Below are 14,085 nucleotides of genomic sequence, written 5' to 3' on the forward strand. Positions count from 1 at the left end.
GGGTGTTCCTTTCAGCTGAGGTCGCGGTGGCGAACCTGGACGTTCTTGAGGGTTTGTTGCAGCACCTTGCCCAGGCGTTCGGTCAGGTAGACGGATCGGTGGTGGCCGCCGGTGCAGCCAATGGCGATGGTGACATAAGCCCGATTGCTGGCCGCAAAACGCGGCAGCCATTTGAGCAGGTAGCTGGAGATGTCCTGGTACATTTCCTCGACATCCGGTTGCGCCGCCAGGTACTCGGCCACAGGTTGGTCCAGCCCCGACTGATCGCGCAGTTCCGGCTTCCAGTACGGGTTGGGCAGGCAGCGCACATCGAACACCAGGTCGGCATCCACCGGCATGCCGCGCTTGAAACCGAACGATTCGACAAGGAACGCCGTGCCTGGCTCCGGCTGGTTCAGCAGGCGCAGCTTGATCGCATCCCGCAGTTGATACAGGTTCAGGCTGGTGGTGTTGATCTTGAGGTCGGCCAGGTCAATGATCGGCCCCAGCAGTTTGGTCTCGTCCTCGATGGCTTCGGCCAGGGAACGATGAGGGCTACTCAACGGGTGGCGGCGACGGGTTTCGGAGAAGCGCTTGAGCAGGGTCTCTTCGTCGGCGTCCAGGTACAGCACATCGCAATGGATATGCTTGGCCCGCACTTCTTCGAGCAGTTCAGGAAAGCGTGTGAGGTGGCTGGGCAGGTTGCGGGCGTCGATCGACACGGCGACCAGCGGTTGCGCCAGCTCGGTATGAATCAGCGCGCGTTCCGCCAGTTCCGGGAGCAGGCCGGCGGGCAGGTTGTCGATGCAATAGAAGCCGTTGTCCTCAAGAACATTGAGGGCCGTGCTTTTACCTGAGCCGGAACGGCCGCTGACGATGATCAAACGCATGATTAATGCCCGTTTTGTTCATCCAGGACAACCTGGTAGAGCGCCTCATTGCTTGAGGCACTACGCAGTTTGTCGCGTACGTCCTTGCGGTCGAGCATGCTGGCGATCTGCCGAAGCAGCTCCAAGTGCGCATCGGTGGCAGCTTGCGGGACCAGCAGCACGAACAGCAGGTCGACCGGCGCGCCGTCGATGGCGTCGAAATCGATAGGGGCGTCCAGGTGCAGCAGGGCGCTGACTGGAGACTCACAACCTTGCAGGCGGCAGTGAGGAATGGCGATGCCGTTGCCAAAGCCGGTGGAGCCGAGCTTTTCACGGGCGATCAGGGCCTCGTACACAGCTTGCGTATCCAGTTCGGGCACTTCGCGGCCGATCAGGTTGGCAATTTGTTCGAGGGCGCGCTTTTTACTGCCGCCCGGCACGTTCACGAGGGAACGGCCGGGGGTCAGGATGGTTTCAAGTCGGATCATGGGTGGGGAGTGTTAGCGGCCAGTGCCTTGAAGAAGGCTCTGCTGCTTTTCCTTATGCTTTTTAAGTTGGCGGTCAAGCTTGTCTGTGAGCAAGTCGATTGATGCATACATGTCTTCATGTTCGGCATTGGCGACCACTTCGCCACCGGGTATCTGAAGTGTCGCTTCGATTTTCTGCTGAAGCTTGTCGACCTTCATGATGACCTGCACGTTGGTGATCTTGTCGAAATGGCCCTCAAGCTTCTTCAGCTTCAGCTCGACGTATTCGCGCAATGGAGGGGTGACTTCTACATGGTGTCCACTGATGTTGACTTGCATACAGCTTCTCCTTCGTTGCCAGTGCATAAAGCGGCGGGTAGGAATACCCGCCACTGGAACGCTATGGCCCGCCCGTCACATCAAACGCTTACGCTCGCTGGAAGGCGCGATCCCAAGGGACTCGCGGTACTTGGCGACGGTTCGACGGGCGACCTGAATGCCTTGTGCCTCCAGTAAACCAGCGATCTTGCTGTCACTCAACGGCTTTTTCTGATTTTCCGCGGCAACCAGTTTTTTGATGATCGCGCGGATCGCCGTGGACGAGCATTCGCCGCCTTCGGAGGTGCTGACGTGGCTGGAGAAAAAGTATTTCAGCTCATATATACCCCGTGGGGTATGCATGAATTTTTGCGTGGTCACCCGGGAAATCGTTGATTCGTGCATGCCCACCGCCTCGGCGATGTCGTGCAGTACCAGCGGCTTCATTGCTTCATCGCCGTATTCCAGGAAGCCGCGCTGGTGCTCGACGATCTGGGTGGCGACTTTCATCAGGGTTTCGTTGCGGCTTTGCAGGCTCTTGATGAACCAGCGGGCTTCCTGCAGTTGGTTACGCATGAAGGTGTTATCGGCGCTGGTGTCGGCGCGGCGCACAAAACCTGCGTATTGCGGATTGACCCGCAGGCGCGGCACCGATTCCTGGTTCAGCTCCACCAGCCAGCGTTCGTTGTCCTTGCGCACAATCACGTCGGGCACGACATATTCGGCTTCGCTGGACTCGATCTGCGAGCCCGGGCGTGGGTTGAGGCTCTGCACCAGCTCGATGATCTGGCGCAGGTCATCTTCCTTGAGCTTCATGCGGCGCATCAGCTGGCTGTAGTCGCGGCTGCCCAGCAGGTCGATGTAGTCGGTGACCAGGCGCTGCGCTTCGCTCAGCCAAGGCGTCTTGGCCGGCAATTGGCGCAGTTGCAGCAGCAGGCACTCGCTGAGGTTGCGGGCGCCGATGCCGGCCGGCTCGAATTGCTGGATGCGGTGCAGGACGGCTTCGATTTCGTCCAGTTCGATGTCCAGTTCCGGGTCGAACGCCTCGAGGATCTCCTCAAGGGTCTCGTCCAGGTAGCCCTGGTTGTTGATGCAATCGATCAGGGTCACGGCGATCAGGCGATCGGTATCGGACATCGGTGCCAGGTTCAGCTGCCAGAGCAAATGGCTTTGCAGGCTCTCGCCGGCTGATGTGCGGGTGGTGAAGTCCCACTCGTCGTCATCGTTGCTGGGCAGGCTGCTGGCGCTGGTCTGGTAGACGTCTTCCCAGGCGGTATCCACGGGAAGTTCGTTGGGAATGCGTTCGTTCCATTCGCCTTCCTCAAGGTTATCCACCGTGGGGGCGGTTTCCTGGTAGGAGGGTTCCTGTACGTCGGGGTTGGGCTTTTGCTCGATGTTGTCGGCCAGCGGGTCTGCATTATCGAAGTCGTCGCCTTCTTCCTGGCGTTCGAGCATCGGATTGGACTCCAGGGCCTCCTGGATTTCCTGTTGCAGGTCCAGGGTCGACAATTGGAGCAGGCGGATGGCCTGTTGCAGCTGCGGTGTCATCGTCAGCTGCTGGCCCATTCTCAGGACTAGCGATGGTTTCATGGCAGGGGCTTAACACCTTATTCGCCGGCGCAATGCGCCATCCACGACAGGGCGCGTGAGCGCCAAACATAAGCAAATTATATGCCTGATATCGGGGGCTTTGCCTAGAGCGCGGTAACAATAAAAATACTGAGGTTTTTATTGACTACCGCGCTCCATGGCGAATGGCCTGATACCACCGTGTTTACAGGCGGAACTCGTGGCCCAGATACACTTCCTTGACCAGTTCGTTGGCCAGGATAGTGGCAGAGTCACCTTCGGCAATCAGCTGTCCATCGTTGACGATGTAGGCGGTTTCGCAGATATCGAGTGTCTCACGGACGTTGTGGTCGGTGATCAATACACCGATGCCCTTGGCCTTGAGATGATGGATGATCTGCTTGATGTCGCCGACCGAGATCGGGTCGACACCGGCGAAAGGTTCGTCCAGCAGGATGAACTTGGGCGCCGTGGCCAGCGCGCGGGCGATTTCCACACGACGACGCTCGCCGCCGGAAAGGCTCATGCCGAGGTTGTCGCGAATGTGGTTGATGTGGAATTCCTGCAGCAGGCTTTCCAGCTCTTTCTTGCGCCCGGCGCGGTCGAGTTCCTTGCGGGTCTCGAGGATGGCCATGATGTTGTCGGAAACCGACAGTTTGCGGAAGATCGATGCTTCCTGGGGAAGATAGCCGATACCCGCTTGCGCACGGCCGTGCATAGGCTGGTGGCTCACGTCCAGGTCGTCGATCAGGACGCGGCCTTGATCGGCCTGCACCAGGCCGACGATCATGTAGAAGCAGGTGGTCTTGCCGGCACCGTTGGGGCCGAGCAAACCGACGATCTGGCCGCTGTCGATCGACAGGCTGACGTCACGCACGACCTGACGGCTTTTATAAGCCTTGGCCAGATGCTGGGCTTTCAGGGTTGCCATTAATTCGCCTTCTTCGCGTCGGGTTTCGGCGCCGGCTGGGCTGCGCCCGGTTTCTGCTTCGGCTGGATAACCATGTCGATACGCGGCTTCGGCGTGCTGATTTTCGAGCCGGTAGCACGGCCGGCCTGGGCGATCTGCTTCACCGTGTCGTAGACGATTTTTTCGCCGTCGGTGGTGTTGCCGTCATTGATGACCCGGGCCTGGTCGATCAGCACGATGCGGTTTTGCTGGGCGTGGTACTGGATCGTCTTGCCATAGCCTTTGACCGGCGTAGGGTCGCCCACTTTCTGCAGTTGTTCGAAATACGCCAGGTTGCCCACCGAAGTGACCACGTCGATATCGCCCGCCGGGGTACGAGTCAGTGTCACGGTGTTACCCGTCACTTTCATCGAGCCCTGGGTGATGATCACGCTGCCCGTGTAGGTCGCGATACCTTGCTTGTCATCCAGCTGCGCATCGTCAGCCTGAATGTGGATCGGTTGCTGGCTATCGTTCGGCAGAGCCCAGGCGCTCACGCTTCCCAGTGCTGCGCCCAGGCCGAGCAAAATAGGGAGGGTTTTAACGAGCCTCATACTGTCCTCTTACGTTCGATAGCAGGTGTATCCTGCTTTCTTTCAAATACGCTTTCATTCCCTTGCCAGTCGATACACCGCCAGCGCCGTCAATTCTAACGTCTTGCTCGGTCTGCGCATATTGCTTCTGTGGGAATACGGTCATGCGACTGCTGGTAATAATGGTGTCGCGGTTCTTGGCGTCAGTGCGGGCTACCCGCACCGAGTCAATCAGTTCCACTTGGGTGCCGTCCGGGTTGACCTCGCCACGCTCGCTGGTGACGTGCCACGGAAATTCGGCGCCGCGGTACAGGTTCATGTCCGGCTTGGTCAGCAAAGTGACCTCGGATGCCTTCAAGTGTTCGACCTTGTCGGAGGTCATTTCATACTGGACCTTGCCATCGGGCAGGTACTGGATGCTGTGGGCGTTGATGGCGTAATAGTCGATAGCACTCTCGTCAACCTGTGCAACCGGCTTGTCGAGGAAGCGCTCCGGGCTGATATTCCAGTAGCCGACCGCGAGGAAAACCGCGGCGATGACTGCAAGTATCAGGAAATTGCGAATCTTTTTACTCAGCATAAAACGCTCTATAGGTAGGCGGCGTGGGCCGCTTCAAGGCTGCCTTGGGCGCGCAGAATCAACTCGCAGAACTCGCGGGCGGCGCCTTCGCCGCCGCGGGCGGTGGTTACACCATGGGCGTGTTCGCGAACGAACGCCGCCGCATTGGCCACCGCCATGCCCAGGCCGACCCGGCGAATCACCGGCAGGTCGGGTAAATCGTCACCCAGGTACGCAACCTGCTCATAGCTTAGGTTGAGTTGGCCAAGAAGCTCGTCCAGAACCACCAGTTTATCCTCGCGGCCCTGATACAGGTGAGGAATACCCAGGTTTTGTGCGCGGCGTTCCACAACCGGGGTCTTGCGACCGCTGATGATGCCGGTTTGCACGCCCGCCGCCATCAGCATCTTGATGCCCTGGCCGTCGAGGGTGTTGAACGTCTTGAATTCGCTGCCGTCTTCCAGGAAGTACAGGCGGCCATCCGTCAGCACACCGTCGACGTCGAAAATCGCCAGCTTGATGTGCTTGCCCCGTTGCATCAGGTCGGTGGTCATCTACATCACTCCCGCACGCAGCAAGTCGTGCATGTTCAGGGCGCCAACCGGACGGTCGTCGCTGTCGACCACCACCAGCGCCAGGATCTTGTGGTCTTCCATGATCTTCAGTGCTTCGGCCGCGAGCATGTCAGGGCGTGCGGTCTTGCCGTGAGGCGTCATGACTTCGTCGATGGTGGCGGTCTGGATGTCGAGGTTGCGGTCCAGGGTGCGGCGCAGGTCGCCGTCGGTGAAGACCCCGGCCAGCCGCCCGTCGGACTCCAGGATTACGGTCATGCCCAGGCGCTTGAGGGTCATTTCCATCAAGGCATCTTTCAGCAAGGTGCCGCGTGGCACTTGTGGCAGCTCGTCGCCGGCGTGCATGACGTTTTCCACTTTCAGCAGCAGGCGACGGCCAAGGGCGCCGCCCGGGTGGGAAAACGCGAAGTCTTCGGCGGTAAACCCGCGGGCTTCCAGCAATGCCACGGCCAGCGCATCGCCCATGACCAGGGCAGCGGTGGTGGAGGAGGTCGGTGCCAGGTTCAGCGGGCAGGCCTCGTGGGCAACGTGCACGTTCAAATTCACTTCGGCGGCTTTTGCCAGCGTCGAGTCCGGGTTGCCGGTCACGCTGATCAGCTGGATACCCAGGCGCTTGATCAGCGGCAGCAGGGTCACGATTTCGTTGGTGGTGCCGGAGTTGGACAGTGCCAGGATGATGTCGTCCCGGGTGATCATGCCCATGTCGCCGTGGCTGGCTTCGGCCGGATGCACGAAGAACGCGGTGGTCCCGGTGCTCGCCAGGGTGGCGGCGATCTTGTTGCCGACATGCCCGGATTTGCCCATGCCGACCACCACTACGCGGCCCTTGCTGGCCAGAATCATCTCGCAGGCGCGTACGAAATCCGCGTCGATATGGGCCAGCAAGCCTTCTACGGCTTCAAGCTCGAGGCGGATGGTGCGTTGTGCGGATTGAATAAGGTCGCTGGATTGGCTCATGTCTGAAATCGTATAGCCTGACGAAAAGTCGGCGATTATAACGGTAATGATCAATTCCCTCACACAAGTTCGTCAGGCTTTATTCAATCCACCTGTGGTTGAGATTGAACCTCAGCCAGGATTTTTTAGCTGTCCTGTTTCTGAACAAGCTCTGTTCCGGCCTTGGGGGCGCTGTACCAGCAGTGATATAGTTCGCGGCCAGTTCGGTCCGCACGGCCTTTTTGTCTATTCGGCGCAAGCATTTGTCGAAAACAAAGTGTCTGAGTGAAAGGCTGCATCCCAAGGAGTTTAGATGAGTGCCGATAACGCCTACGCGGTCGAGCTGAAGGGCCTTTCCTTCAAGCGCGGTACGCGCAGCATCTTCAATAATGTGGATATTCGCATTCCCCGCGGCAAAGTCACGGGCATCATGGGGCCTTCCGGCTGCGGCAAGACTACGCTGCTGCGCCTGATGGGCATGCAATTGCGCCCCTCCGCCGGTGAAGTCTGGGTCAATGGCCAGAACCTGCCGACCCTTTCGCGCAGTGACCTGTTCGATGCCCGCAAACACATGGGCGTCCTGTTCCAGAGCGGCGCGTTGTTTACCGATCTCGATGTTTTCGAAAACGTGGCGTTCCCGCTGCGGGTGCATACACAGCTGTCCGATGAAATGATTCGTGACATTGTGTTGCTGAAATTGCAGGCCGTCGGGCTGCGCGGTGCTATCGATTTGATGCCCGACGAGTTGTCCGGAGGCATGAAGCGTCGTGTCGCCCTGGCGCGTGCCATCGCCCTCGACCCGCAGATTCTCATGTACGACGAGCCTTTCGTTGGCCAGGACCCGATTGCCATGGGGGTGCTGGTACGCCTGATCCGCCTGCTCAATGATGCGTTGGGTATCACCAGTATCGTGGTTTCCCACGACCTGGCCGAGACCGCGAGCATTGCCGACTACCTATATGTAGTGGGCGATGGCCAGGTGCTGGGGCAGGGCACGCCTGAAGAACTGATGAACGCAGACAACCCGCGCATTCGCCAATTCATGACCGGCGATCCCGATGGCCCGGTGCCTTTTCACTTTCCGGCAGCGGACTACCGCTCAGATCTTCTGGGGAAGCGCTGATGCGCAAGACATCATTACTCGAAAAGGTTCGCCTTTTCGGTCGCTCCGGCATCGATATCATCGGTGTGCTGGGGCGTTCGACGATTTTCCTGTTTCATGCCTTGCTCGGCCGCGGCGGTATTGGCGGCGGTTTCGGCCTGCTGATCAAGCAACTGCACTCCGTGGGCGTGATGTCTCTGGTGATCATCGTGGTCTCCGGGGTGTTCATCGGCATGGTGCTGGCGCTGCAAGGCTTCAATATCCTCTCCAGCTACGGGTCCGAGCAGGCTGTTGGGCAGATGGTTGCCCTGACGCTGTTGCGTGAGTTGGGCCCGGTGGTGACCGCTCTCCTGTTTGCCGGGCGTGCCGGTTCGGCACTGACGGCCGAAATCGGCAACATGAAGGCCACCGAACAGCTGTCCAGCCTGGAAATGATCGGTGTCGATCCGCTCAAGTACATTGTTGCCCCGCGTCTGTGGGCCGGCTTCATTTCCCTGCCACTGCTGGCGATGGTGTTCAGCGTGGTGGGAATCTGGGGCGGTTCCTGGGTCGCGGTTGACTGGCTGGGGGTCTACGACGGCTCCTACTGGGGCAACATGCAAAACAGCGTGACCTTCAGCGGCGACGTGCTCAACGGCATCATTAAAAGCATCGTCTTCGCCTTTGTAGTGACCTGGATCGCCGTATTCCAAGGCTATGACTGTGAGCCCACCTCAGAAGGGATCAGTCGCGCCACCACCAAGACCGTTGTGTACGCCTCGCTGGCGGTACTGGGCCTTGACTTCATTTTGACCGCCTTGATGTTTGGAGATTTCTGATGCAAAACCGCACTGTGGAAATCGGTGTCGGCCTTTTCTTGCTGGCTGGCATCCTGGCTTTACTGTTGCTCGCCCTGCGAGTCAGCGGCCTATCGGCCAGCCCCACCGCCGATACTTATAAACTTTACGCCTACTTCGACAATATCGCCGGTTTGACTGTCAGAGCTAAAGTGACCATGGCGGGTGTAACCATCGGCAAGGTCACGGCAATCGATCTGGACCGCGACAGCTTCACCGGCCGTGTGACCATGCAGGTGGACAAGAAGGTAGATAACCTGCCGACTGACTCCACTGCGTCTATCCTCACCGCTGGCCTGCTGGGCGAGAAGTACATCGGCATCAGCGTCGGCGGGGAATCTGCCCTGCTCAAGGATGGTTCGACCATTCATGACACACAGTCGTCGTTGGTGCTGGAGGACTTGATCGGTAAATTCCTGCTCAATACCGTCAATAAAGACGCCAAATGAGGAATGTGTTCATGATCTCTACTTTGCGACGTGGCCTGTTGGTACTGCTCGCGGCACTGCCGTTGATGGCTAACGCCGCTGCCGGCGGTTCTGCGCATGACCTGGTGCAGGACACCACCAACAAGATGTTGGCTGACCTGAGTGCCAACAAGGAAAAGTACAAGCAGGACCCGAGTCAGTTCTATAACGCGCTGAACACGATTGTCGGGCCTGTTGTTGATGCTGAAGGTATTTCCAAAAGCATCATGACCGTCAAGTACTCGCGCAAGGCTACGCCTGCGCAGATGCAGACATTCCAGGAAAACTTCAAGAAGGGCTTGTTCCAGTTCTACGGTAACGCCCTGCTGGAGTACAACAACCAGGGGATTACCGTCGCCCCTGCCGGGGATGAGTCGGGTGACCGCACCAGCGTCAACATGAGCGTCAAGGGCAACAACGGCGCGGTCTACCCTGTGCAGTACACGCTCGAGAAGGTCAACGGCGAGTGGAAACTGCGTAACGTGATCATCAACGGCATCAACATTGGCAAGCTGTTCCGTGACCAGTTCGCGGATGCCATGCAGCGCAATGGCAACGACCTGGACAAAACCATCAACGGTTGGGCCGGTGAAGTGGCCAAGGCCAAGGAAGAAACCGACAAAGCTGCCGGGAAGCCTGCCCAATGACCGAGTCGGCCATTCGCCTTGGCGAGTCCGGTGAGCTGTTGCTCAGCGGCGTGCTGGATTACAGCACTGGGCCCGCCCTGCGCAAGCAGGGCCAGGCGCTGATCAATGCCAGTACCGCTCCTGCGCTGGTGCTGGATTGCTCGGCGGTGGTGAAGTCCAGCAGCGTCGGCTTGTCGTTGCTGCTGTGTTTCATGCGCGATGCGCAGGCCGTCAAAAAGCCGGTGAGCATTCGTGCATTGCCCGAAGACATGCGTGAAATCGCTGAGGTTTCCGGTCTGACCGAGCTGTTGGCGCATCCTTAATACACATTATTAAAGAAGCCCCCCGTCAGAGTCCTGCTATGCGGGGTTCGCAGGCGCGGGGCTTTTTTGTATGATGTGCGACCCGCGCGCACTGGGCGCCCATAGAGGTTGATCATGCAGGCCCTAGAAGTTAAAAGCTTCCTTGAAGGAAAGCTGCCCGAAACTAATGTTGAAGTTGAGGGCGAAGGCTGCAATTTCCAGCTGAACGTGATTAGCGATGAACTGGCGGCATTGAGCCCGGTCAAGCGTCAGCAGCAGATCTATGCCCATTTGAACCCGTGGATCACCGATGGCAGCATCCATGCGGTCACTATGAAATTTTTCAGCCGCGCGGCCTGGGCCGAGCGCACCTGAGCCCCCAAGGCGTCGAGATTCTTATGGATAAATTGATTATTACCGGCGGTGCTCGTCTTGATGGCGAGATCCGTATTTCCGGGGCGAAGAACTCCGCCCTGCCGATCCTGGCAGCGACCTTGCTGTGCGATGGCCCGGTTACCGTGGCCAACCTGCCGCACCTGCATGACATCACCACCATGATCGAGTTGTTCGGTCGCATGGGCATCGAGCCGGTGATCGACGAGAAACTCAGCGTCGAAATCGACCCGCGCACCATCAAGACCCTGATCGCACCGTACGAGCTGGTGAAAACCATGCGCGCCTCGATCCTGGTACTGGGCCCGATGGTTGCCCGGTTCGGCGAAGCCGAAGTCGCACTGCCTGGCGGTTGCGCCATCGGTTCGCGTCCGGTGGACCTGCACATCCGTGGCCTCGAAGCCATGGGTGCAACCATTGACGTCGAAGGCGGCTACATCAAGGCCAAGGCGCCGGAAGGCGGCCTGCGTGGCGCAAACTTCTTCTTTGATACCGTCAGTGTGACCGGTACCGAGAACATCATGATGGCCGCTGCCCTGGCCAATGGCCGCAGCGTGCTGCAAAACGCCGCGCGCGAGCCGGAAGTGGTCGACCTGGCCAACTTCCTGATCGCCATGGGTGCCAACATCACCGGCGCCGGCACCGACACCATCACCATTGATGGCGTGAAACGCCTGCATTCGGCTACCTACAAGGTGATGCCGGACCGCATCGAGACCGGTACCTACCTGGTCGCGGCTGCCGTCACCGGTGGCCGTGTCAAGGTCAAGGACACTGATCCGACCATCCTCGAAGCCGTCCTGGAAAAACTCAAGGAAGCCGGCGCCGAGATCACCACCGGTGAAGACTGGATCGAGCTGAACATGCATGGCAAGCGGCCAAAAGCCGTTAACGTGCGTACCGCTCCGTACCCGGCGTTCCCGACCGACATGCAGGCGCAGTTCATTTCCCTGAACGCGATTGCCGAAGGCACCGGTGCCGTGATCGAGACCATCTTCGAAAACCGCTTCATGCACGTGTACGAGCTGCACCGCATGGGCGCCAAGATCCAGGTCGAAGGCAACACCGCCATCGTGACCGGTATCGAGAAGCTCAAGGGCGCGCCAGTGATGGCTACCGACCTGCGTGCCTCCGCCAGCCTGGTGATCTCGGCGTTGTGCGCTGACGGCGACACCCTCATCGACCGCATCTACCACATAGACCGTGGTTACGAGTGCATCGAAGAGAAGCTGCAGATGCTCGGCGCGAAAATCTGCCGCGTACCGGGCTAATTCCCGGGGCTGTTGACACCGTCATTGTGGCGAGGGAGCTTGCTCCCGCTGGACTGCGCAGCAGTCCCAGTCTTTTTAAACAAAGATCAGGGCCGCTTCGCGCCCCAGCGGGAGCAAGCTCCCTCGCCACATGACGATGTATGCTGTTAGCTGATTTGTTTCAAGTCGAGGCTGTAATGGCCTCGATCTGTGTCTGGCGCCGATTGCGACCGGACAGCAATAGCCTGATGAAGGACTGACGTTTCCCATGTTGACCATCGCACTGTCCAAGGGCCGCATCCTTGACGACACTTTGCCGCTTCTGGCTGAAGCGGGCATCGTGCCGACCGAGAATCCGGACAAGAGCCGCAAGCTGATCATCCCCACGACCCAGGACGACGTTCGCCTGCTGATCGTGCGTGCCACCGATGTGCCAACTTACGTTGAACATGGCGCGGCCGACCTCGGCGTCGCGGGCAAAGACGTGTTGATGGAATACGGCGGCCAGGGCCTGTACGAGCCGCTGGACCTGCGTATCGCCCTGTGCAAGCTGATGACCGCCGGCCGCGTCGGTGACGTCGAGCCTAAAGGCCGCCTGCGGGTGGCGACCAAGTTCGTCAACGTTGCCAAGCGTTACTACGCCGAGCAAGGCCGCCAGGTCGACATCATCAAGCTTTACGGCTCGATGGAGCTGGCACCGCTGATCGGCCTGGCCGACAAGATCATCGACGTGGTCGACACCGGCAACACCCTGCGCGCCAACGGCCTGGAGCCCCAGGACTTTATCGCCGATATCAGCTCCCGGCTGATCGTCAACAAAGCTTCGATGAAAATGCAGCACGCCCGTATCCAGGCGTTGATCGACACCCTGCGCAAGGCAGTGGAGTCTCGACACCGCGGTTGACTCACCCGCGCGGCCCCAAGCCGCGCCCGTCTATCCGCCTCATAGCCAGAATTCTCAGGTGCCCAAGCGGATCGACTGCTAACTTTCGGCGCCTGAGCATTTTTGCCATTCCTATGAGGCCCTCGCTATGACCACGTCCACTGCAATTGCCCGACTCAACGCTGCCGACCCGGATTTCGCCCATCATCTGGATCATCTGCTGAGCTGGGAAAGCGTGTCCGACGATTCGGTCAACCAGCGGGTGCTCGACATCATAAAGGCCGTGCGCGAGCGCGGTGACGCGGCGCTGGTTGATTTTACCCGGCAGTTCGATGGCCTGGATGTCGCCTCCATGGCCGACCTGATCCTGCCCCGCGAACGCCTGGAACTGGCCTTGACCCGCATCACCGCGCCCCAGCGCGAAGCCCTGGAAGTGGCGGCCGCGCGGGTGCGCAGCTACCACGAGAAACAGAAACAGGATTCCTGGAGCTACACCGAGGCCGACGGCACCGTACTGGGCCAGAAGGTCACGCCGCTGGACCGTGCCGGCCTGTACGTGCCGGGCGGCAAAGCGTCGTACCCGTCCTCGGTACTGATGAACGCGATTCCGGCCAAGGTGGCCGGCGTGACCGAAGTGGTCATGGTGGTGCCTACCCCGCGTGGCGAAATCAACGAACTGGTGCTGGCAGCGGCCTGCATCGCGGGCGTTGATCGCGTGTTCACCATCGGTGGCGCCCAAGCGGTAGCGGCCCTGGCCTACGGCACCGAAAGCGTGCCGAAGGTCGACAAGGTGGTTGGCCCGGGCAACATCTACGTGGCCACGGCCAAGCGCCATGTATTTGGCCAGGTCGGCATCGACATGATCGCCGGCCCTTCGGAAATCCTCGTGGTGTGTGACGGCCAGACCGACCCGGACTGGATCGCCATGGACCTGTTCTCCCAGGCCGAGCACGACGAAGACGCCCAGGCGATCCTCGTCAGCCCGGACGCCGAATTCCTGGACAAGGTCGCCGCCAGCATCGCCAAGCTGCTGCCGACCATGGAGCGCGCCGAGATCATCGAGAAGTCGATCAATGGCCGTGGCGCCCTGATCCAGGTGCGCGACATGGAGCAAGCCATCGAAGTGGCCAACCGCATCGCCCCGGAACACCTGGAGTTGTCCGTCGCCGACCCACAAGCCTGGCTGCCGCTGATTCGCCACGCCGGCGCGATCTTCATGGGCCGCCACACCAGCGAAGCCCTGGGCGACTACTGCGCAGGTCCCAATCACGTGCTGCCCACGTCGGGCACTGCGCGGTTCTCCTCGCCGCTGGGCGTATATGACTTCCAGAAGCGCTCGTCGATCATCTTCTGCTCGCCAGAGGGCGCGTCGGAGTTGGGCAAGACCGCTTCCGTGCTGGCCCGTGGCGAGTCGCTGACCGCCCACGCCCGCAGCGCCGAATACCGCATCGTTGACGATAAGCAGGGGAACTGAA

Annotated in this window: 18 protein-coding genes; 9 read left to right on the forward strand and 9 right to left on the reverse strand. The window is 59.8% G+C overall.

Annotated features, from left to right (window positions below; genetic code table 11):
- Window positions 1-11 precede the first annotated feature (11 nt).
- The 9 genes from rapZ to HYE77_RS11205 form a co-directional block, all read right to left on the reverse strand.
- A complete protein-coding gene (gene rapZ / locus HYE77_RS11165; protein ID WP_003216111.1) occupies window positions 12-869 on the reverse strand; it encodes an RNase adapter RapZ in 858 nt (285 codons plus the stop codon).
- Between the two features lie 2 nt (window positions 870-871).
- Complete coding sequence (gene ptsN, locus HYE77_RS11170) at window positions 872-1,336, reverse strand: PTS IIA-like nitrogen regulatory protein PtsN (protein WP_003216114.1); 465 nt, start codon at window positions 1,334-1,336, stop codon at window positions 872-874.
- Between the two features lie 12 nt (window positions 1,337-1,348).
- The gene (hpf, locus tag HYE77_RS11175) at window positions 1,349-1,654 is read right to left on the reverse strand and encodes a ribosome hibernation-promoting factor, HPF/YfiA family (protein ID WP_003216115.1); all 306 of its coding nucleotides are present in this window, start codon (window positions 1,652-1,654) and stop codon (window positions 1,349-1,351) included.
- A 75-nt stretch (window positions 1,655-1,729) separates the two neighbouring features.
- Window positions 1,730-3,223 carry an RNA polymerase factor sigma-54 gene (locus tag HYE77_RS11180; RefSeq protein WP_003216117.1) on the reverse strand — a complete coding sequence of 498 codons (1,494 nt, stop codon included), beginning with the start codon at window positions 3,221-3,223 and terminating at the stop codon, window positions 1,730-1,732.
- Window positions 3,224-3,407: 184 nt separating this feature from the next.
- Window positions 3,408-4,133, reverse strand: coding sequence for an LPS export ABC transporter ATP-binding protein (gene lptB / locus HYE77_RS11185; protein ID WP_003216119.1), 726 nt, complete (start codon window positions 4,131-4,133; stop codon window positions 3,408-3,410).
- Entirely contained in the window at window positions 4,133-4,705 is a 573-nt protein-coding gene (lptA, locus tag HYE77_RS11190; protein WP_023659193.1) for a lipopolysaccharide transport periplasmic protein LptA, read from the reverse strand. Before lptA ends, lptB begins: the two co-directional genes overlap by 1 nt.
- A complete protein-coding gene (lptC, locus tag HYE77_RS11195) occupies window positions 4,692-5,264 on the reverse strand; it encodes an LPS export ABC transporter periplasmic protein LptC (protein WP_003216122.1) in 573 nt (190 codons plus the stop codon). The genes lptA and lptC overlap by 14 nt, the downstream gene beginning before the upstream one ends.
- A gap of 8 nt (window positions 5,265-5,272) precedes the next feature.
- Window positions 5,273-5,797, reverse strand: coding sequence for an HAD family hydrolase (locus HYE77_RS11200; protein ID WP_003216124.1), 525 nt, complete (start codon window positions 5,795-5,797; stop codon window positions 5,273-5,275).
- Window positions 5,798-6,772 carry a KpsF/GutQ family sugar-phosphate isomerase gene (locus tag HYE77_RS11205; protein ID WP_003216126.1) on the reverse strand — a complete coding sequence of 325 codons (975 nt, stop codon included), beginning with the start codon at window positions 6,770-6,772 and terminating at the stop codon, window positions 5,798-5,800. It lies immediately after the preceding gene.
- 292 nt (window positions 6,773-7,064) lie between these two features.
- Between HYE77_RS11205 and HYE77_RS11210 the strand changes: the two genes are divergently transcribed.
- From HYE77_RS11210 to hisD, 9 genes are all read left to right on the forward strand, one after another.
- Window positions 7,065-7,874, forward strand: a complete 810-nt coding sequence (locus HYE77_RS11210) for an ATP-binding cassette domain-containing protein (protein WP_003216128.1) — start codon at window positions 7,065-7,067, stop codon at window positions 7,872-7,874.
- Entirely contained in the window at window positions 7,874-8,671 is a 798-nt protein-coding gene (gene mlaE, locus HYE77_RS11215; RefSeq protein ID WP_003216131.1) for a lipid asymmetry maintenance ABC transporter permease subunit MlaE, read from the forward strand. Before HYE77_RS11210 ends, mlaE begins: the two co-directional genes overlap by 1 nt.
- Window positions 8,671-9,138 carry an outer membrane lipid asymmetry maintenance protein MlaD gene (mlaD, locus tag HYE77_RS11220; RefSeq protein ID WP_003216133.1) on the forward strand — a complete coding sequence of 156 codons (468 nt, stop codon included), beginning with the start codon at window positions 8,671-8,673 and terminating at the stop codon, window positions 9,136-9,138. The genes mlaE and mlaD overlap by 1 nt, the downstream gene beginning before the upstream one ends.
- An 11-nt stretch (window positions 9,139-9,149) precedes the next feature.
- Window positions 9,150-9,803, forward strand: coding sequence for a phospholipid-binding protein MlaC (locus HYE77_RS11225; protein WP_003216135.1), 654 nt, complete (start codon window positions 9,150-9,152; stop codon window positions 9,801-9,803).
- The gene (locus tag HYE77_RS11230; RefSeq protein WP_003216137.1) at window positions 9,800-10,105 is read left to right on the forward strand and encodes a lipid asymmetry maintenance protein MlaB; all 306 of its coding nucleotides are present in this window, start codon (window positions 9,800-9,802) and stop codon (window positions 10,103-10,105) included. Before HYE77_RS11225 ends, HYE77_RS11230 begins: the two co-directional genes overlap by 4 nt.
- A 114-nt stretch (window positions 10,106-10,219) precedes the next feature.
- Window positions 10,220-10,459, forward strand: coding sequence for a BolA family protein (locus HYE77_RS11235; RefSeq protein WP_008434291.1), 240 nt, complete (start codon window positions 10,220-10,222; stop codon window positions 10,457-10,459).
- 23 nt (window positions 10,460-10,482) lie between these two features.
- Entirely contained in the window at window positions 10,483-11,748 is a 1,266-nt protein-coding gene (gene murA / locus HYE77_RS11240; RefSeq protein ID WP_177068788.1) for a UDP-N-acetylglucosamine 1-carboxyvinyltransferase, read from the forward strand.
- 247 nt (window positions 11,749-11,995) lie between these two features.
- On the forward strand, window positions 11,996-12,631 hold the full coding sequence (hisG, locus tag HYE77_RS11245; RefSeq protein WP_003188599.1) for an ATP phosphoribosyltransferase: 636 nt from the start codon (window positions 11,996-11,998) through the stop codon (window positions 12,629-12,631).
- A gap of 127 nt (window positions 12,632-12,758) precedes the next feature.
- Window positions 12,759-14,084, forward strand: a complete 1,326-nt coding sequence (hisD, locus tag HYE77_RS11250) for a histidinol dehydrogenase (RefSeq protein ID WP_177068789.1) — start codon at window positions 12,759-12,761, stop codon at window positions 14,082-14,084.
- Window position 14,085: the final 1 nt, after the last annotated feature.

Source organism: Pseudomonas sp. IPO3774 (genome assembly GCF_013386835.1).
Classification (GTDB): domain Bacteria; phylum Pseudomonadota; class Gammaproteobacteria; order Pseudomonadales; family Pseudomonadaceae; genus Aquipseudomonas.